The organism is Pseudoalteromonas holothuriae, assembly GCF_945859825.1.
Classification (GTDB): domain Bacteria; phylum Pseudomonadota; class Gammaproteobacteria; order Enterobacterales; family Alteromonadaceae; genus Pseudoalteromonas; species Pseudoalteromonas holothuriae.
Genome location: NZ_CAMAPC010000003.1, coordinates 94,619 through 116,977 on the forward strand (window position 1 = coordinate 94,619; position 22,359 = coordinate 116,977).

9 protein-coding genes are annotated in these 22,359 nt (G+C 43.2%); all 9 read right to left on the bottom strand.

Annotated features, from left to right (window positions below):
• Positions 1 to 9,513: a non-ribosomal peptide synthetase gene (locus tag OCI93_RS04820; protein WP_261625881.1), complete on the bottom strand. Its 9,513-nt coding sequence runs from the start codon at positions 9,511 to 9,513 to the stop codon at positions 1 to 3.
• Complete coding sequence (locus OCI93_RS04825) at positions 9,510 to 14,510, bottom strand: non-ribosomal peptide synthetase (protein WP_261625882.1); 5,001 nt, start codon at positions 14,508 to 14,510, stop codon at positions 9,510 to 9,512. The genes OCI93_RS04820 and OCI93_RS04825 overlap by 4 nt, the downstream gene beginning before the upstream one ends.
• Before the next feature lie 208 nt (positions 14,511 to 14,718).
• On the bottom strand, positions 14,719 to 15,486 hold the full coding sequence (locus OCI93_RS04830; RefSeq protein WP_261591358.1) for a hypothetical protein: 768 nt from the start codon (positions 15,484 to 15,486) through the stop codon (positions 14,719 to 14,721).
• 21 nt (positions 15,487 to 15,507) lie between these two features.
• Positions 15,508 to 16,836 (bottom strand): hypothetical protein, encoded by a 1,329-nt coding sequence (locus OCI93_RS04835; RefSeq protein ID WP_261591357.1) that lies wholly within the window; start codon positions 16,834 to 16,836, stop codon positions 15,508 to 15,510.
• On the bottom strand, positions 16,769 to 17,698 hold the full coding sequence (locus tag OCI93_RS04840) for a hypothetical protein (RefSeq protein WP_261625883.1): 930 nt from the start codon (positions 17,696 to 17,698) through the stop codon (positions 16,769 to 16,771). Before OCI93_RS04840 ends, OCI93_RS04835 begins: the two co-directional genes overlap by 68 nt.
• Positions 17,699 to 17,766: 68 nt before the next feature.
• Positions 17,767 to 18,246, bottom strand: coding sequence for a type II toxin-antitoxin system RatA family toxin (locus OCI93_RS04845; RefSeq protein ID WP_261625884.1), 480 nt, complete (start codon positions 18,244 to 18,246; stop codon positions 17,767 to 17,769).
• Positions 18,247 to 18,248: 2 nt separating this feature from the next.
• Positions 18,249 to 19,541 carry an aspartate aminotransferase family protein gene (locus tag OCI93_RS04850; RefSeq protein ID WP_261625885.1) on the bottom strand — a complete coding sequence of 431 codons (1,293 nt, stop codon included), beginning with the start codon at positions 19,539 to 19,541 and terminating at the stop codon, positions 18,249 to 18,251.
• 6 nt (positions 19,542 to 19,547) lie between these two features.
• A complete protein-coding gene (locus tag OCI93_RS04855; RefSeq protein WP_261591353.1) occupies positions 19,548 to 20,678 on the bottom strand; it encodes an acyl-CoA dehydrogenase family protein in 1,131 nt (376 codons plus the stop codon).
• A complete protein-coding gene (locus OCI93_RS04860) occupies positions 20,678 to 22,282 on the bottom strand; it encodes an aldehyde dehydrogenase family protein (protein ID WP_261591352.1) in 1,605 nt (534 codons plus the stop codon). Before OCI93_RS04860 ends, OCI93_RS04855 begins: the two co-directional genes overlap by 1 nt.
• Positions 22,283 to 22,359: the final 77 nt, after the last annotated feature.

The window sequence follows — 22,359 nt, forward strand, 5'->3', positions numbered from 1 at the left end:
CTACCACTCAAATTCTTCTAAATCGTTAGATTCCATTGCAGTCACTCTATTGCGGCTTACTAGATAACTTGGCTCTAATAATTGTGCAATGGTGCGAATGCTGGCACCCGACAACAATTGTTTGACATCTAACTTAATTCCATTCAACTGCTCTTCACACAACACACTCAAACGCGTGGCTAACAGAGAGTTTCCTCCCAGTTCAAAGAAACCACTCGTAACTGAGATAGTTTGCTGTTCAAAAATCGTCTGCCAAATAATCAACAGTTGTTCCTCAAGCTCCCTAGCAGGAGCCTCAAAATCTTTCACCTCATTGGTTATTTGTGGTAATGCTGCGCGGTTTACTTTGCCACTAGGGTGAACAGGTAAACTATTAATTCGCTGCCAAACAGTAGGATGCATATAATGGGGCAGGCTTTGCTTAACCTGTGACTGACAGCGCTTAAATGCTTCTTGATGATCGCTGACAACAAAAGCGACAAGCGAATGTTGAACACCATGCTTTGTTATCAAACAAGCAGCTGATTCTATGCCTTCAATGGCACTGATCGCATGTTCAATTTCCTGTAACTCAACACGAAAACCATTCAGTTTAACCTGCTGATCATTTCTACCCAGATACTGTAAACTATTGTTATCTATGATTTTAACTAAATCGCCAGTTCGATATGCCCGCATAGGATTGTCTAAACCTACGTCAAGGTTTACGAAACGTTCGGCTGTTTGTTTATCATTTTTCAAATACCCACAAGAAAGTGAACCACCTGTGATCCAAAGTTCACCTATACCACCGAGGGGGACTGGGTCACCCTGTTCACTCAAGACTAAGTGTGCACTTTGTGATAACGCTCCAGGCAAGCACAGTTCGCCTTGCAAATCTTGGTGCGTTACGGCGCCTATCATGCTAAAAACCGTTGCTTCTGTTGGTCCATAGCAGTTAAATACTGCTGCGCATTTGTTTAAGAGTTGTTGTGCTAGTACACGCGTTAAAGGTTCCCCTCCCGTCAAAGCGGTTAAATCGGCTTTACCTTTCCAACCACTGGCTAATAGTACTTGCCACCCTGTTGGCGTCATCTGCAACCAGTTAATATTGTACTCATCAACTAAATCCGCGAGTTGATTACCATCTTTGACCTGATCTACCGAGGCTATAACTACACTCCCGCCCATCGACAGAGGTAGTAACCACTCAAGCAATGAGAGATCAAATGTTGGCGTTGTTACTGCTAGATTGCGAGTATATTCGCTGCATGTGAATTGCTCTTGCGCCGCTGCCAAAAATCGACCCAAAGCATCGTAGTTAACGCATACCCCTTTAGGCTGACCCGTTGTACCTGAGGTGAACAAAATATATCCAGCCCCAGCAGCAACATGCAGCTCACTGATCACCGAGGCATCTGATAAACCCTTTAATGTCAGTATGTTATCACCATCTCCACATAAAGGTTTGGTGTACGCTGAACACACCACAACAACGGGCTGAGTCTGTTCAATAATATTATTGATTCTTTGTTGAGGTAACACACCATCTATAGGTACATATACTGCTCCAAGCTGCCAAAGCGCCAACATAGTCAAAATAACGTCACAGCTTCTAGGTAAGCACACTACAACCCGGTCATTGGCACTAACCCCTTGTGAACGTAAATAGTCACTGATCGCACCAATACGCTGTACCACCTGCGCATAACTCAGCTCGTCGCTTTGACACTGTATTGCGATGCTCTCAGGTGCTTTGTACGCATGCTCACTGAGCATTTGTAACACATCGAACTCAGGGTATGTGGTTTTGACATTTGCGAGGCTTTGCTCCCATGCCTTGTTGTCTTCGTCACTGCGACCCTGTAGTTCAATCACAGGAGATGCTAGCGGTAGTTCAAGCATTTCTAGTAAAATTCGTTTAAACAAAGCAAAAATATTGTCAGCTTGCGCCTTGTCTAATTTATCTGACTTATACTTCAATGTTAGTTTTAGCTGTTCGCCAAGTGAGACATATAAAGAAAGGTCAAAATGTGTATCACTATCGACGGTGATCTCTTCAATACATAGTCCTTCGCTATGTTGCATCATGCCTTCAAGCGGGTAGTTCTCGATCAATACGATACTTTCAAATAATGCTGAACTGGCTGCTATCTCAGTTTGCCGATGAATGTCAGCTAACGGCAACCAACTGTGCTGCTCTGATTCTAACTGTTGGCCAAACATCTCCCTGAGCGCTTGTGAAAAGCTCGTGTCTGCATCACTGCTAAAAGTCACAGGCAAGGTCACCACGAATAAGCCGAGCATCTGCTCAATTCCTTCGACTTGCAAAGGACGGCCGCTGCTTACCGCACCAAAGATAACCTGCTGATCTCCCGATAAGCGTTGTAAAGTTCTAGCCCAAGCCAAGTTTATCAAAACGCCCATGGTGACGTTTGCTGACTTAGACAACTGTTCAAGGCGCTTGCGAGTCATATTGTCTAAAATTGTTTTACAGCTTAGTATTTCCACAGGCTCATCGTTAACAGGCTCCCCGAGCAGCCGCGTTGGCTCAGTGAAGCCATTCAAAGTAGCTTGCCAATATGCTTGAGCATCACTAACTGATTGCTGTTCAAGCCAGCCAACAAAGCGTGAGAACTCAGCCGTATTTAGCTTCTCTACAAAGTCTGAGCGAGTGCTTAATGAGCGATAGCTCGCTAACAATTCAGCGAACAAAATGGGTAACGACCACCCGTCAAGTAGCGCATGATGGAAGGTTAAAATCAGCTCGACTTTCGAGTCTGGAAGATGGCATACATCAAACTTAATTAAAGACTTCAGAAAACAATCTTCGCCGAAGTGTTTAACACGACTTGCAAGCTGATTCAGCTGTGATTCTATGGATGTATCGACAAGCAGATGATGCTCAGTAATTTGTATATCAGCATGAGCATTAATCAACTGAACTAAGCCATGCTCTGCAAGTGCGCTGAAGTGTGTTCTTAAGATTTGATGCTGTTGTACCAATTGCAGCCATGCTTTCTTAAAAGAAGTTATCTCGAAACCCTTCGTGATAGTTAACCTGACTTGATTAACATAAGCAGTGGCATCAATTTGCGTATGCATAACCATGGCACGCTGCATTGGCGTCGCCATGATTGATTGTTCATATTTCTCTAGCTCAGAGTAGTTTGACAGGTCAATTTGCTTTGCCTGCTGTACTACTTTTTTATCGCCAATGCGTTTGGCATTTCCACAGATTGCATGAATATCTGATGAATTAAAAATATCCGCTAAAGTGAGCTCTATACCCTGCTTTCTAAGCTGTGTCGACAACCTAACAGCTTGGATCGAATCACCACCTAGTGCCGCAAAACTCGTCGTTAAGTCAACTGAAACTAGGTTAAGCTGACGGCTGATAGTATTTATGACTATGTTTTGGATTTCATCATCTACTATACTGAGCTGCAATTGGGGTTGCTGCACAACGAGACGTGATGTTGTTGGTATACGAGATAAGGCATCGCGGTCAACTTTGCCATTGGCTGTCAGTGGCAATTCATTTAATCCCGCATACTCCTGAGGAATCATGTAAGCCGGTAACGCGTCTTTGAGTACCCGTTCAGCTTTTTCAAGCAATATACTATCTGGCACACCATTTTGATGATGATTGGTCACCAGATAAGCCACTAAACGTTTGTGATCATTTTCGTGTCTTATATCCACAAGCGCCGTTTGAAGCTCTTTTAATTGTGATAATTTGGCTTCTATCTCACCTAACTCAACGCGATACCCATTCAATTTTACCTGATTATCTTCGCGCCCCAAAAACTCAATGACTCCATCACTGTTAAAACGGCCTTTGTCGCCGGTTTTGTAAAGCATTTGTTGTCGCTGTGGGCAGAATATAAAACTCTGTTTAGAGCGTTGTGTATCTTTCCAATAGCCGCTCGCGAGTCCCTTACCTGTGATGTAAAGATCTCCTTTGACGCCAACTGGACATTCTTCCATTAATTCATTCAGCACCAAGTAGCCCTGATTGGCTAGTGGATGACCATAAGGAACGCTTTTCCAATTCGAGTCTATGTGCGTAACGGGGTAATAAATTGACCAGATAGAGGCCTCTGTTGCTCCTCCTAAGCTGACCAGGCTGACATGTTTATGAGTCAATATTTGACGGGCTAGATTAAGACTTATCCAATCACCGCTAAGCATACATAACCGCAAGCTGTCAGAAACTTTACCCGCTGAAAAATCAACGAACATTTGCATCAGAGCAGGCACGCTATTCCAAACGGTAATTTGTTCTTTGGCCGCTAAATCATGCCAAGCCTGAGGGTCTCTGTTCTGCTGCGGTAAAGGCAGTACCAACTTTCCACCAGCAGCTAGGACCCCAAAAATATCATAAACAGAGAGGTCAAAACTCAACGATGACAGTCCCAATACCGAATCATCGGCAGTGACAACAAAGCGCGTATTAATGTCTTCAATAGTGTTACGCGCGGCCCTGTGACTGATCATAACGCCCTTAGGTGTTCCTGTAGAGCCTGACGTAAATAACACATAGGCCAGATCATCTTCGCTAACGCTAGACTGTTTGGGTTGATTTAGAATTGCAACTGGTTCTGGCAAGTGTGGTAGCAATATTTGTTGGCATGACAATAGCTCACTATCACGCTGAGACACAATAGCCAAACGCGCCTCACCTTGTCGAATAAGCTGTAGCCTTCGCTCAAGTGGCAGACTTGCATCAACAGGCAAGTAAGCGGCACCAGCCAAATGCACCGCTAACACAGCAACAACCTGCTGCCATGCTTTTGGCATATGAATGGCTACTAACTCATTATTTTTAACACCTTCTGTACGCAACTGTTCTGCTAACCGGTCTGCCATGGTGATTAACTGGCCATAGGTGATACGTGTTTGACCTTGTATCACGGCATCAAGGCTCGGCTGTTTCAGGGCCCGTTCGATAAGGGGCTGATGTAATAACCCTGAGGGTAAGCTCTGATAAGTATGGTTATAACCCGCCCTCAGCGGAGCTGAGATATTAAATTGCTGCCAGCTATGCCATGAGGTATTTTCATTCGCCAAATGCGTTAAATAACTCTCTATGGCATCAAGTAAATCTGGCACAAAATTTTGATAATAACCTGATTTTTCAATAACTTTAATTTCTAAGCTGGTATTGTGTTTGCGTGCAACAAACTCCAATCCAACATGCGCTGTATTCACTACCTCACGATAAGCGACTTGCTCACTGACACTATTTTGCTGTTCGGTCAATAAACTAGTGAAGCCAATAGGCATTGTCATATTGGTATTATGCAGACGATTATACTCGTGTAAGACCTCCAGTCCCTCAAAACTGCGATGCGCCATATTTTCTGAAAGCTGCTTTTGAGTTGCGATAAGTTTGGTGCTAAATGTTTGATATGGCTTAGGCTCATAGCTGAACAAGAGCAAAGAGTTAAAATTACCCACAATCTGAGCCGCATCATTAGGCGTTACTGGGCGATCGTTGACTAATAAACTCATCGTAAAGTTCGGTGTTTCACTCCAGACAGACAGCGCTTGGCACACCACTTCTAGTACTAAAGCTGACTCTGAGCATCCTTGTTGCGCGCATAAGGCCGCTATTCTTTGCGATACCTTTTCACACACTCGAAAATAGTGTGTTTTAACCGTTGCATCATGTGCTGTTAAGTCGTCCTTTGCCAACGGTAACTGTGGAGCACATGGCATAGTGGCGATTTTTTCCCGCCAAAACGCTTTGTCCTGTCGATATCGAGCCGCTGATTTATGGTTTGCTTTGGCCACCACCACATCACGATAGGTTAGTGATAATGGAGACAAAGGTTGATCGTCCCCACTATATAGTTGACTTAAATCTTTAGCTAAAATAACGCCGCTGCTGTAATCCATCAAAGTATGTGCTACACACAAAGATAACCGCTGCTCATCACCAAAGTCGATAACACTCACTTTAAAACTTGGCCAACTTTGGGTATCGACGCCACCGTTGATCAGCCGTTGTCGGTGATCATCTAGTTTTTGCAGTTGTTGCGCTGTATCTAAAGCGCTCAAATCAAGTATATCAAGCTCTAACCCGGGCACATTCTCAAGCACTTTTATGCGCTGATCTGCCAATTCAATAGCACGTAAAACATCATGCCTTGCAACTAATTCATTGCATGCATTTTGCAAGCGATTTAAACTAAAATTGTGAATTCGGATCTCAACTAAAGAAAATCCACCATTTTCACCTGAATCTTTCTGAATTTGACGAGAAACCTGCAAACCTCGCTGGCTAACACCAAGCTCAAACGGCTCAAAACGCATCTCAGGCTGATGGCAGATAACCATTTCATCAATGGCCTGTTGTTCATCTGTAGACGCCGTATATTTGGCCAATGATTGTACATCACCACACTTGATAAACTGCTCAAGCGGTATTTCTAAGCCCATTTCAGTACGCAGCTGAGAAACCACTTTAAGTGCGCCTAAAGAATGTCCGCCTTGAGCATAGAAATGTAACTTGCAACACACTTGTTTCTCTAAAACTTGCGAGAATATACTTGCTACTTGAGCTTCCCTGTCATTTTGCGGAGCAACATAAGTATACTGTGTTGTTTGCGTCAGCTGACGGAGCGCCTGAAAATCAACCTTTCCATGTGAGTTGCGTGGTATACTTGTAACGCAATTGACCTCTACAGGGCACATGTATAGCGGTATAAACTTCTGGCAATACGCTACTACATCATCAAATGTGTAATTCTGTGCTGTTTCAAGGTAGGCTGAAATGCCCTGTTTTGTTTTATCAAACTGCACCACTGCATGTTGCACATCGGCCATTTGTTCTAAAGTATTAACAATTTCCTGAGGCTCTACACGAAAACCTCGAATCTGTATTTGACTATCTTTTCGCCCTTGTAAAATGATATTTCCTTGTTCATCCCAATAGCCGAGATCACCACTGCGATACGCACGCTGACCCTGATAGACAAAAAACGGTTGATCCAATGATTCATCGACTAGATAGCCCTGACTCACAAACTGACTAACAAAAACAACCTCACCTATCTCACCAACACCGGCTTCATGGCCTGCGTTTAAAATCAGACATTGCCCGCCCGACAAACTACGTCCCACTGGGCAACTAGCTCCTCGTAGCTGAGCTTGCGTTGTCATCGAAAATGCACTGAGAAACTGCTGTGTTTCGGTCGCGCCATACAAATTGTGTAGTACCGTATCAGGCAACGACCCTAATAGTTCACTTGCCAAAGATGTACTTAGCGTTTCACCTATTAACCACAGGTGTGACAATGCTGGTAAGTCAACATATTCTCCCTGCAGTGACAACAATTTCGCCAGTGCTGGAGACATGCCAGCTACGTTAACCTTGTGGGTGTCTAAATAATGCAATAATTGCTCAGCATGCGTTATCATACCGGCTATCGCTAAGGTCGCGCCGTTACCCAACGAGGAAAATACGTCACGCAGCAAAGGGTCATGACCCACGTTTGATAACATGGAACAAACCGTTCCTGGTTGAATTGCAAAGTACTGAGATGACCAAAGGGTATAATTGGCAAGTGACTGCCAGCCACCCAAGACAATTTTTGCTTTACCTGTACTTCCTGAAGTAGCCGCATAATAAGCAACATCATTGCTAGAGGTTAGTGCAGTATCGCTTCGAGAAACAAGTTGATAGCTTGTTTCTTTTACCAGATCTATCACCCTCCCAATTTTAGCTTGTTCGAGCATAGCTTGTTGCTTTGCATGCGGATAATCCGGATTGATCAAGAAAAATGGTCGTTGTTTGGCCAAGCAAGCATAGATATGCACAACCAACTCATAGCTTCGCTGAGCGATAATCGCGATGGCTGACACTCCATCAGGAAGGCGCTCCGCTGTGGTTTGTATATCTGCGACAAGTTGAGCGTATGTATAACTCTGATTTACCTCAGTCAGCGCGATAGCATTAGGTTGTTTATGGCACCACTTTTTAAGCTGTGCCAATGGATGTACTAAATCAGCAACATTGAACTGCTGAGCATCTTCGTGTAACACAGGCTGGTGGCGCAGTGACACATCTGCACAATGCGCTGATACACCATCGCATATTCTGCTCAGTAAATGTGCATATTGGTGCAACCAAATTTCCACATAGCTGGCACTATAATGTGCTGCATTAAATTGCGCGGTGAGCTTGATACGTTCATGTTCTTCTACGTACAAAGTCAAATCGAATTTGCTTTCGATAAGTGGCGTTTCAAATTCTAATACATCACACCCAGAAAAATGCAACTCACTGCTTTGATTAGGTAGAAAGTTAAAAAAGCACTGAAAGATGGGGTGGTGCTCACCACGGGGCTGAGGTAAATTAGCAACTAGTTCATGAAAGGCAATCTCGCTGTGGCGAAAAGCTAATGTCATCTTATCACGACACTGTGTTATCAAGCTTTCAATCGAGTTTGAGTCCTGCCAACTTAAGCGGATAGGCAACACATCCAAGAACAACCCCACCGCATCTTGTAACGCCTGAAAAGGGCGGTGAATAGACGGAATGCCAACCACCACATCCTGCTGTCCAGATAATTTGCCTAAGAATAGATGAAATGCACTCAACATCAGCATATTCGTTGTACAACCCAACAGCTTGGCTTGAGCACGAATTTGATCACTAAGTTGCGCCGGTAAAGTCAAATGTTGTTGACTAGGCAGCGACATACCTGATGTGTTATTTAAACGAAAAGGTAGATTCGTGCGCTGCGGACTATCGTCTAATGCTGACAGCCAGTAACTAAGTTGTCCTTCGGTATTTCGCTTTGCTAGCCAATGAGCGTAATGTTCAAATCCCCATTGTGGCTCGCTTGGCTCGATGCTTTGTGACATCCTGCTATAACTGGAATAAAGCTCTGACAAACGCTGCTTAAGCACGTTGATTGACTGACCATCAGCAACAATATGATGCACAGCCAAAAACAAGATATGCTCTGTGCTACTGAGTCTGTGTAATTGGGCTCGAAATAAAGGTCCATTTGCCAAATCAAAAGGGCGTTGTGCAAATGTATCTAGCTGCTGAGCAATCTCAGGTTTGTTGAGTTCACTCACCGTGGCAGTGATAGCTGATAAGTTGTTGTTTCTGATCAACACAACCTGATCGCCCTGCTGTTGCACACGTGAGTTTAATACTGGATAGCAAACTGACAACGCAGCAAGGGCAGATAGCAACGCCTGATCATTAAGATGTCCCGTGATCATCATCGCCGCAGGCATATTATACGCAGAGCTGGCCGCTGGATTAAGATGACTCGCAAGCCATATACCATACTGTGTTTTCGTCAGCGGCGTGACATTTTTGTCAACCTCACGCAACCCCTCAGACTTAGATTTGAGTGCACTGACAAGCGCTTGTTTATGAGTTTTGAGTGCAACCTTAAGTATGTCTGTTAATGCACCTGCAGGCGCTTTAATTGACAGCTCTTCACCTCGCAACGATAGCGATATATTTGCATGTTTTAACGCTTTTATTAGCTCTTCTAAAATCATATTACAAACTCCTCAAAACCTTCGTTATCGTTATGTGACTGCTCAAGTTCACCTAGCATATCTTTTACTTGTCGTTTGCTACGTACTAACTGTGCCAATTGAGCAATGGTGCGAAGCTCCATCAGGTCTGCCACTTCAAGTTCAATATCAAATTGCGTATCTAACTGATATTTAACTTTTAGAACACTTAAAGAATGGGCACCTAGCATGAACAGATCATCATTGCGACCGATTGCCTCGCACTTCAATTCCTGCAGCCATAAGGTCGCCAAAGAGTGCTCTAGATCATCCTTTGGAGCCTCATATTGGCGCTGAACATTAATTTTAGGCAGCGATTTACGATCAACTTTGCCATTGGCAAGGTGCGGTAACTGCTGCACACAGACGAATACTGACGGTATTATGTATGAAGGGAGTACACAGCTCAGGCTATGCTTCCATGTATCTTGTTCCACTGAATGTGAACACACTACATAAGCAACGAGCTGTTGCTCTTGGACTATGACAACAGCTTCCGAGATGTCTGCTAATGTCAACAAATGAGATTCAATCTCTTCAAGTTCTATACGCTGCCCTCTTAATTTGACCTGTTGATCACGGCGCCCAACGTAGTCCAATCGCCCATCAGATAAACGACGCACTAAGTCTCCCGTTCGATACATTCGCTGTCCTGGGACTGCCGTAAAAGGGTCGGCAATAAAGCTTTGAGCAGTTAAACCTGGTTGCTGTGTATACCCCCAGGCTACCCCTTGACCAGCTAAGTACAACTCGCCAACGACACCATCAATGACGGGATTAAGCCATGGATCTAACACATAACCTTGAGTGTTTGAAATCGTTGACCCAATCAGAGGCTTACCGTCATAATCAACTTCTTCACACGTCGAGTACACAGTATCTTCAGAAGGCCCGTAAAGGTTCATGACTCGATATGCAGAGTATTCTCGCAGGCGACTGACCAATGTTCTAGGCAGAGCTTCTCCAGCCAGATTTATAACCGCGGCCTGTTTAGGAAGAATGTTCGCATCAAGAACCGCAGATACCGCTGATGGCACACTATTTATGAGTGTTATCGTGTCTCTTTCTGGCAACTTATCAAGCAGTAAGATTGAGTCAATAACACTTATTTTAGCCCCCAATGCCAACGCGATGAGTGTCTCAAAAACAGAAATATCAAAGCATAGTGACGTTGCTGCCAAAACATGCGAAAACTCTTGCTCGCTATATTGCTGTTGTGCCCAAAATAATAGCTGGTTAACTCCTTGGTAAGATACTTGAACACCTTTTGGTTTGCCGGTACTACCCGATGTAAAAATCGTATAGGCACGCCGATTGTCGGGGTAGACACGAGGGGTAAACACCGCCTTGTTATTAAGATCAAAGCTGTTGCCAACTTCTAACTGCATAATAGCTAAGTCTGAGCAATAATTATCAACTAACGCGAGCGCAGGCTGTGCGATTGATAAAATCTCCTCACAACGAGCTGTCGGATAGTGGGTATCTAATGGTAAATAACTAGCTCCAGCACGCAATATAGCCAATTGTGCAACGATTCTGTTGACACTTGCAGACATAAAGATAGCGACCAGACACTGAGGTGCAATCTTAAAACACTCAACGAGGTGAATTGCTATCAAACCACTTTGCTGCCAAAGTTCTGCGTAACTTAATTGTGCACCATGTAGGTCTTGAACAGCCACAGCGTTGGGCTGAGAGGCAACTTTAGCAGCAATGTTACCAATTAAATCTGTATGGTTAACCTGCGCATCCTGAATCAAATTCGGGTACTTTCGCACATTAAACATGCGCCATACCGGAACAAAACTAGCATTTACCAAACGGGGTAATGTATTTAAAAACTCATCTAAAAACTGCCTTGCAAACGAGCTGCTCCAAACTTGTGTATCAAATACCAGCTTGCCCTTGAGGCCTTGTCCCTGCACAAGATATAAGTCCAATTCACTGATCATTTCAGGCGTTGCGAGAGGTAAGCTCACAACTTGTCGACCGTTGACCAAAAACTCCTTGCTCAGGCCTCCTAATAAACAGTGCTCAGACACTCCGTCCGGTGCAACCAAATATGCAAATAAAGCTTGTCCATGCTGCTTGACACTTTTATCTGTATCATTGCCAGCGGCGTGTTGCAGACGATTAAAAAACTCAGATCGGCTCTGTTTTATCAACTCTTTGAATGAGCATGAAAAATTCGGTTGATAATTAACGGCCACTGGATTAACAAAATATCCAATACTCTGCACAAACTGGTTTCCGCGTGTAGTCGTTGGGTTGATCAAGCTGATTGTCGATGCTTCACTAAAGCGACTTAAAACCAAACTGTAGGCAACTTGCAAAAGATGATTAATGGTTGTCTTTTCTGCTACTGCAAATGTTTGTAGCTTTGCTTGTAAGTCATCATCGATTGAAAAAAACAATGGCTCACATCCATAGGCATCTGCACTAATAGGCTGCTTTGCCAACTGCAACTGTTGCTCGCTATCACAGATATCAGTGGCAAACTGTAACGGATCAGTGCTGATTTTTTGCGCGTGCATATAGTCCTGATACGAACTCATTGCAGCACTTGTTTTACCCAACAATTGCTCGAGCAGATACTGCATACTCAATGCATCAGCAATTGCGTGATGTGCCAATATTAAAATTGTAGTTTGACTATTATCATGCTCCCAACTGTGAACCTGATACAGTTGTGAACGTGACAGATCAAAAGGTGTGCTTATCAGCTGGTTAATTTGTTCCTGACAGCCTTCATTGGTATTCTGCCCATGAGATGTAAATGCAACTGTATCTTTTTGGTAGCGCACATCAATACGGCCTGCATTTAACTCAAAACGGGCACGAAGCAAGGGAGTCTGTCGCAGTTGCATGCTGACATTCTGGGCCAACGTGTGACTATCTATACTCTGTTGTACTGTCACCGCGGTCGATAGGTTATATTTACAACTTTGCGGTTCCATGAACTGCTCAAAACACAAGTATTGTAAGGCAAGGGGTAATTCCTCAGATACTTGTCTATGCTTGCTTTGCTCCAAGCAGGCACTACGCGTTATTAAATCGTCTAATGCCGCTATATCTTCACATTCAAGCAAATCTCCAAGGTCAAACTGCACTTGATATCTGTGCTCTAGAAAATGCAGTAGCTGGATCATTTGTACCGAGTTGGCAGCTACAGCAAACAACCCTGTATGGTGCTCAAACACTTGTGATGAATTTGAGAAAACGCCTAGGTGAGCTATCAATGTTGCTAAGCGCTCTGAATTTTTTGAGGCTGAGCTTATTGTTTTACTCGTAGCTGACTTCTTACCAATCACTTTTAACTCGTTAGCACGGTAAGCATCTTTTACCGCCAAACGACGTATTTTACCACTGGTTGTTTTCAAAATTGATGCGGGCTTAATCAGCACTACGTCCGCCACATCCAACTGGTGCTGCTGGGCAATATTTTTGCTAATAGCGGCAATCACCGCCTCTTGATCTAAAGTACGCAATGCGGTGCGCTTTACTTCTTGAACAATAACTAACTGCTCTTGTTCTGGCCCATCGACGGCAAAAGCACAGGTTGCATCCTGCTGACATGCTGAGCTGACTTGCCTGACTGTTTCTTCAATATCTTGTGGATAATAATTTCGGCCACAGACAATCAACATTTCCTTGCGCCGACCAGTTACGATTACTTCATTGTTTTGTTTAAAACCTAAATCACCGGTACGGAGCCAGTGACCATCATTGCCTGCTAATCGAGCACCAAAGTATTCTTGGGTTAATTCTGGTTTTTGCCAATACCCCTTGGCTACGCTCTCATGCTGCAACCAAATTTCACCAATTGCCCCCTCTTCCAGCGCAACGCATTCACTAGGTTCCACGATTTCAATACGCATTCCATCTTCTGGTACACCGCAACCAACCAGTGTAAGACCATCTTTGGCTGGAATATATGAATTGCTCATAAGCGCGACAGGGTCTGCGGTGTAATAATTTGGTTTGGCTTTGACACCAGAAACATACAATGTGGCCTCAGCCATACCATAACAGGGAAATAAGACGTCTTCGTTGAACCCTGTTGGTGCAAGCAATTCGCAAAATGACTTTAGTGTGCTGGCTTGAATTTTTTCGGAACCATTAAACGCTAATTTCCAATGACTTAGATCTAAACCTGCGACCTCTTCCGGTGCGATCTTATCGACACATAAGCGATAAGCAAAGTTTGGTCCACCACTGGTGTTCGCCTTGTATTTCGCGATGGCCTGCAACCAACGTAGGGGTTTTTGTATAAATGCTTGAGGTGGCATCAGAATCGCAGTAGCACCAACGAAAAATGGTTGTAGCAAGTTGCCAATCAAACCCATATCATGAAACAAAGGTAACCAGCCCACTACCGTACTATTAGACGAATGTGAGAAAGCTTGCTTTATTAGCCGCTCATTTTCTATCAGATTATGATGGGTCACCATGACCCCTTTCGGTTCGCCTGTAGAACCTGAGGTATATTGTAAAAATGCAATTGCATCACCCGAGACTTGGGGTAAAGGATTTTCAACATCTGTACAGAGCTGATCTACATATGCAATTTTACAATCAAACTCTTGTTGCAAAGGTTCAAAAATCGGACTTGAAAACTTATCTCGCAGTTCTGGACATGTAATTATTACCTTCGGCCTGCAGTCACGTAAAATAGCCCTAATGCGCTCAAATGAGTGCTTTGCACTGTGAGGTGGATACGCAGGGACAGCAATCACACCGCAAAAAGTACAAGCAAAAAAGCTCTTTATGTAATCTAAGCCTTGAGGCAAAAGTAGTAATACTCGGTCGCCAGGCTCACATTGCTCCATAATATTGCTTGCCATAGCATGCGCCTGCTCATATAGCGCTTTATAAGTTAATGATCCCCCCTCATTTTCACCGTCGTTTAGGTATATATATGCTTTCTTGTCAGGTATGTTTAAATAGTGTTGTCGAGAAACTTCAAATACGTTGTCCATACTAAAATACACTTTTAATTTTTATGTTCTAATTATTTTTCGCAAAGCAAAAGTTTCAGACGCTGGTCAAAACCCGCTCAAATTGACTTGGTGTATACATTCTTAGGCATTTACTGGGAGTAGATACCAAAAGTACAAACAAGCCTCCATGCTCAGTAATACATTACCATTTATTATATTTTTATATTTTTATATTTAACTCAAAAGGTTATGCAATTGATGCTCGGCCAACTTTAAACTTTTCGCCCTTATAGCAAGCTTCAATATTTTTCATCATACGATTACAAAAACTCCTGTATGCTGCCTCAGTCAATGTATCTTTAAACCACGTCCACCGATCTAAAAAAAGCACAGCCATTAGAGGTGGAGCGGGAAAACTTTGGCATGCAAGGAAGACAACTTTAACTTGATTGTTGGCTGTACGCTGAAACATCAGATAACCGTCATCACACGCTGCTGAACCATTTGGACTGTGAACGGTTTTCATCCATACTCGATGCTCATTCTGGCTGTACTCTACTTTTTCAAGCTTATACACATCCAGCTCACCTTTACCCATAAACGCAGCGTAGTTAGGTTGCGGCAAAGCAATGATACGAGCCCCTTGATATGTTGGACGACCATATTGGTCTTGCTGGACTACACGAGTAACCAAACCAACAGAATCTCTATAAAAATCACCAGCATGTGCAATATCTACCTTTTGAACAAAATCATCAAACGGAAGCTCAAAAACCCGTTCACCATAAAAATATACGGTATCCTTAAAGTGCACCCAATGCATACTATCGTTGCTTTTTGGAGCACTTAATACTTCAGCCTCAACTTGGCGTAAAACCTCTATGATCTGGTCATAATCACTTATTGAATATTTCGCCAAATCAACATCAAACGAATATTTTTTACGCCTGATTGTATTTTTCGCAAAGAAGACTTGTGGAGCCTTAGATATATTAGCTAACACTTGAGTCAACATATTTACCTCTATTACGCCTACCTATACGGGGAGTGAATTGTTTTCATTTGCGCTCTGCTGCTTTGGCAACGATGTGGTCCTTAACGTACTATGATGGAAACCCAAACGAGGATCCCCCCACCACTTCAACGTTTCATCGTACTCTTGCAAAGAAGGCATTTTTACCGTTAGGTTTACGGTGCTATCTGGATAATTGTATACAGTGATCGTATTAAGGCCTCTATTAGCAGTAAACAGATACTTTTGATCTGAAGAAAGTTGGCACGCATACACTGAATCCAACATGGTCCACCTCGAGGCCCTTAAAGCACGTAAATGGAAATGGCCATTTGTAAAAATAGAGCCTCTGGTGATGCTATCTACAAACGTTCTCATACGTTGTCTGGTCGCGCCAAGGCGGGTTAAAAAGTTAGGTCGCTCATCAATCATCCTAAAAGAACTAAAGTCATTCCTATCAATCATTACAATGGTGCCACTTGCGCCATTACAATAAATGAGTTCTTGTTCAGACAAACATACATCTGAATTGATATGTGCATGCAGATCCTGACCAGCACTCCAGTGTCTTAGCACTTTTCCAGATACCGCATCAATTTCAAATACATATTCTTTAAATAAGGAAATAGCCCATTCGTGCCAGTCGCCTCCTTGCGGTAAAACCCGAAATGAGAGCGCATAGAACTTATCTTCGGTTGGGTGGCAAGCAACGTGCCAGCAAGTGGCTGGTAGTTCAACCTTCCTAACCTCTTTAGTATGCATATCTAAAATGCCGACTTCTTTGGCTTCGCCCTCTTCTGGGTGATCCATTCCACCGTATACCAAATACTTGCCTGAGGCCGTTCTTTTCATCGCATGAGGTACTTTTAGGCCATGCTTAGCAATTACGTTTGCATTGCTGAGGTCATTAATGTTAATGCTCCATAGGCTTTCACCAATGGCAACGATTACTTCCTCATCACTGACCCACACCGCATGAGTGCTACCCTTGATAGATGAGTTCGTGCTTTCGTACCACAATGTTGAAACTCTTCCTATTTCCTCCAGTGTGTGGGTATCAAAAAACATCAAATGCTGACCAGTGCTTCCTAGAAAACCAACTTTGCCATTTGGACTAACACTAACAGCGTGGCCTCCAGCCATGCCATCATAGTATTTGATGCGATAGTCATATTTCTTTAGCTCAGGGTCATAGTTAAAAGCGCACATCCCTGCGCGTCCTTCTAGTCCATTAAGCCCATTGCCATCTAAAGCAATGTAAAAAGCATACGGAAACTCCATATTACTACCGTGCCTCGCTACAATTATCTCTGCTTGTTTTGTCCACAGTTCTTGGTTTACCAGTTGCGACACTCTCACCTGCATACATCTTAAGCACATTACCCGATGTATCATTCCAAAAACGGCGGTATGCCCCTCTGGTTAGCCATTCCCTGTACCATTTCCATTTACTCAAACCAAACAACACCATAATTCTTGGCAATGGGAACTCCTGTAAAGCTGCAAATTCCAGCTTCGTACCCTTGCCATCATCGCTAGGAGATAGTGCAAAATAGCTGTCGTCAATCACTGTTGATGCATTCGGACTACACACTGTTTTCATCCAATTGATCACTTTCTTATCATGATATTCTTGCAACTCTAGTTTATATACATCTAGTTCATCTTTGCCCAAGAACGCTGAATAGTTTGGTTGTGCCAACGCCGCAATTCTTTCAATCTGTAATGTAGGGCGACCTTGTTCATCACGTTTGAAAACTTCAGTGTTAATTCCTAATACATCCCTAAAGCAATCACCTACTCGGCTGATATCAACACGTTCAACCATTTTCTCGTATGGGATATTGACTATGCGTTCGCCATAAAATTGCACTCGCAGCTCGCGATTGAAATCAATGATCCACTTCATTCCTTTTTCTCTAAAAGGAACCTTTTTTAGATTATCAACAACTTCTTCAATCTGAGCTTTACTGTATTCAAAATCTTCTTTTTGAAAAGCACTACAATCCAAAGCTATAGGCAAAAGCTTTTGTTTAATAGTGCCTTTTGACAGCATAATTTGAATTGCTTTAAAAATAGCTTTTGGGGATATATCTGATAATAAATTACCCATTGGAACAGCTTCATCAGATGCATGCTTAGCGTATAAACTATCTCTTTGCTCTTTGGTTCTTGGATATTCCCAGATATCGGCTGCTTTTTTTGGGTGACCCATGTCATTCTCCTTCGATTCAAAAATGTTCAACCTATTCCTTGACAACTCAGTTGCTACAACATGCAGGCTTAGGCGCTTAATTCTACTTCTGCCCCTAAAGGCGCTTCATTAAATTGAACGTCTTTACTGAACAACCCAATCAATATTTGTTGCGTTACATCAGTTAGTACTCTGGCTGCAACGGGGTTTACAATGCTTTCTAGCGAAGGAACCCCGAAATCAAAATCAACAATCAATGCAACTTTCACATCACTGTCTTGTTGCTCAATATGCCAAGCCCCAGTAAACTCTTCAAAGTCTCCGTCTATCTGTTCAAATTCCAGTTTCAACTCTTCGCGTTTAAACCAGTCTCGCTCGGTCCATTTAAGTAACCCATTACGAAATTTTACAACCCAACTGCTTTCTGCTTCTTTCCCTGTTTCTCTATGCATTTCTACGCTAACGACTGTATCAACAAGCGCTGCGTAATGGCGAAAATCTGATAAGGTATCAAACACATGGTTTGCACTGGTACTCGGTATAACCGCATGGATTTCAACACGTCTCATAACTAAATAACTCCAACTGAATTTAAACTTGGGTATTTCTCTGCTAATGCAATACAAGCGTTTTCGAAAGCTTCCAATAAAAACACTACATCACTTTGACTCATTACCGCAGAGGGAGTAAAACGTAAAACAGCCCCAGCATTGAGCGAATAGTTAACAATTAAATGTCTTTCTATCAACTCCGCGATTAACGCTCCAGCAAGACCAGGAGAATAAAGCTCAACTCCTATGAGCAAAGCAACACCACGAATTTCCTTAACTAAGTGTGGGCAATACTGTGCGACAATATTTTCCAAACCTTCTTGAATTTGCTGACCTAGTACCTCAGCTTTGTAAATCAACTCATCATTTTCTATCGCTTCAATAGCTGCTTTGACCGCTGCCATTGCAATTGGCGCACCAGAGAATGTTGAGGTATGAATAAATGGGTCTCGATTGAATGCTTTGAATACTTCAGCCGTCGCAACCATCGCTGAAACTGGTACTATGCCACCAGACAACCCTTTTCCGCACAGCATGATATCTGGTGTAACCTGTTCAAAGTCGGCTCCCCACCATTTACCCAAGCGCCCCATACCAGTTTGAATTTCATCTAAAATGAGCAGCGCATCGTACTGTTCACATAAGCCCTTTACCGCTGTTAAATAGCCTTTGGGAGGAATACGAACACCACCTTCACCCTGTATCGGCTCCATAATCACTGCAGCTTTAGATCCACTTTTCAACGCTTCTTCCAACGCTTCAAGATCGCCAAAACCAACACAACTAACTTCATCCAGTAACGGGCGAAACGGGTTTTGATACACCTCATTCGCCGTCACACTCAAAGCCCCCATGGTCTTGCCGTGATAACCATTTTTAGTTGTGATTAGACGTGTTCGACCCAACGTTCGGCATAATTTAATTGCCGCTTCTGTGGCTTCAGCACCAGACCCTGCAAAGTGCACATGCTGCAAGCCCTTTGGCGCAACATTAATTAGTGCTTGTGCAGCAATCGCTGCAGTTGGTTCTAACAAAATCCGTGATGAGATAGGGTTAGTTTGAATTTGCTTAATTACCGCTTGCTCTACATGCGGGTGGCGTGCACCGTGGATAAAAACACCGTACCCGCCTGCATTGAGGTATTTTGTACCATTGGAAGTATTAACCCATACACCTTGAGAACTAACTTCAAGATCAGTGCCAAATACATCAGATATTTTTGCTCTACCCTTAGATAAATGCTGTTTGCACAGTTGCAAAATATGTTCAAAGTCATCACCTGAGGTTGGTAAAGTATCAGTTCTGTTATCCATTGATGATCATTCCATTGTAAGTACGTTGCCTAAAAACCAGCTGTGTAAGCCTGAAATAGCACTCGCTCTAGAAGGTGGGTGAAAGCTAATAGCCTGAGCTGCTGAGCAAAGATATGAAATTTCAGGAGATTTTATAAAAGCAATACCACCAAGTAGCTCAACCGACTTAACAATGTTTCGTTGAATCGCACTGGTTACCTGATAACGAGCAATCAATGCATGCGCTAAACATTCATTACGATCTAGTCCCTCATCAAGTTCTTTCGCTACTGAATCCAATAGCATAGCCATACTTTTAAGCTCGGTAGCCAGTGCTACACGCGCACTTTCATCGCCTCTATTATTTTCAAAAACTCGCTCAACCAAAGACATAGCAACACCCAAATAGCTAGTTGTAAGCAGCAGCTCAAACCAAATAAAACCATAGGTTTGCAGGTCATCAAGTTTGCCTTTAAACTCCAAACCCAATTCAAAAACCAGATCAGGGTGGACTTCAACATTGTCTAATACCAATGCATTTGACTCCGTGCCCGCCAAAATTTTGTTTTGCCAAAATGGCTCTACTGATATACCGGCTGATTTTGCAGGAATAAGTGCAACCCCTGTCACACTTGGCTGACCTTCTTTTTCTAGTTTGACACTAGCAGTGATAAGATCCATAGATCGCGCCAAGCTGCACGGCTGCTTACGTCCACTAACTAACCAATTTTTACCATCCCAAACAGCCCGCATGGTTGGTTCTAAAATGCTCTGTCCAGCACGACCTTCTGCAAAAGCTGAACACATGAGTAGTTTATCTCTGGCAATACCATCGAGTAACATCCACTGTGGGCCATCACTGTTTTGTGACAGCTCTATTAAACTTGCGAGCGAGAATTGATGCATCGTGGTACACAGCGCTAACGATGGCGCTTTAGATGCAACAGCTCTTGTGAGCTTAATCATATTTTCAGCGCTCACACCGGCGCCACCAAAATCTGGAGAGATTAACAGCCCAGCACCGCCAGTTTCTTTGTACCAGTTAATACTCGGATTTTGTTCACCTTCAAGTACTTCTAATGGCGTTTCATCTAAGCGTTCGTATAAACCTGGTAGATAACGTTCAAGCAAGTCTCTCTCTTGTGCTAACAATTTCATTAAACATCCTTTTTAGAAGCAACATACTCAAATACAGACTGGCGTGGACGTATGCCATGACCAATACTAACGCCCTGTAAATGTGTCGTTCTTAACATTGGGTAATTAAGCTCGCCAAACGGTCCACCTGTAAGGCCTGTACCGCCATGAGTTCCTAAGTATGGAACAAATCCAATATGAGAGTCGTTGATTTTCAGCAAACCACCGTTATTTACTCGCTGTACGACTTCCTCAATCGTTTTCTCGTTACTAGTCCAAAAAGAGTTGCGTAATCCATATTCATTACTGTTTATAAATTCAATAACCCGACTTAGGCTGACATCATCAGGTTCTGACTCTAAAACAATAAGAGGCAGCAAAGGAAAAAAGGTTTCTTTTCTTACGCACTCAATATCACGTGCGTCTTTTAAACCTTGAATTTTAACTAACGTGGGAGCAAGGAAAGGTCCAGTTGGAGATTCAGTGCCATCAAGCTCAACTCTGACACCACCAGTTATCACCTCTGCACCAGCCTTCACGGCATCATCCAAAAACCTAAAAAATTCTTCTGTCCTGAGTACCGGAGACAACAAAACATCTTTTTCTTCTGGTAGGCCAGGCTGTATAAAGCTTACCAGCGTATGTAACTTATCAACTAAGCGCTCTACAATAGCTGGGTGGATCAGAGCACACTTCGGCACCATACATATTTGACCAGAACCGAAGAAGCATTCTGTCAACGCCTCTGCAGCACAGTCTAGATCAGCGTCATGCCAGACCACACAGACATCATTGCCAGCAAGTTCAAGCACTGGTTTTTTCCCTTTTTGCACTGCTTCCGTGCCAATTTTTATACCACGCTCACTGCTACCAAAGAAGAAAATATCATTCACCAGAGGACTATCCATCCAACGCGACATAATTTTGCTGGATGTACCACAAACTAAGTTCAAAGTGCCACGAGGTGCGCCAACCTCTTCTAAAATAGGCGCTATAATCTCTCGACAGACATACATGACACCATATGAGCAACTTCTTGGCGCTTTCACTACCAGCGCATTTCCAGCGATCAAACAGGCAAGTCCTCCCACAGAGTTTGACGCTGCAGCATTTTGAGGTGGACTAAGGGTAACAACGCCATCGGCTCTGCGGATCAATTTAAGATCACGAGACCCTATCTGGCATTCTTCGAGAAGTTGCTTACGCCACAAGTTAACAGCATCGCTATCCGTGCTTTGTAAAATGCCAGACACTTCCCATTCGGCAAGTTTTCGTGGGTGCCCTTCTTCAATTAAAACGTCGATAAACTCCTGTTTACGATCTAATACTTCTTGATGGAATCTGGTACCAACTTCCAGCCTTTTTTCTATAGGGAATGTAGACCACTGACTAAAAGCATTTTTTGCCGACTCAAGTGCAAGATCTAGTTGCTCATCAGATGTAATGTCACACCTGGCTACAACATCAGGATGAGACTCCCCATCATCACGCTTACCTTTTTCCAGGTTGCGTTTTAATTTCAAACTCTGAAGTGTGTCAGTTAAGACGGCAGAGGCTTTAATTGTGTATACCCATGAACCAGAAGAAACCTCCTCCCCATTGATATAAGAGTTATAAGATCGCATAAACAGTCCTTCCTTCGACGAAATGAATTTTTTAATAACGCGTATATCCTTATATATATTATAAACAAAATCAACAT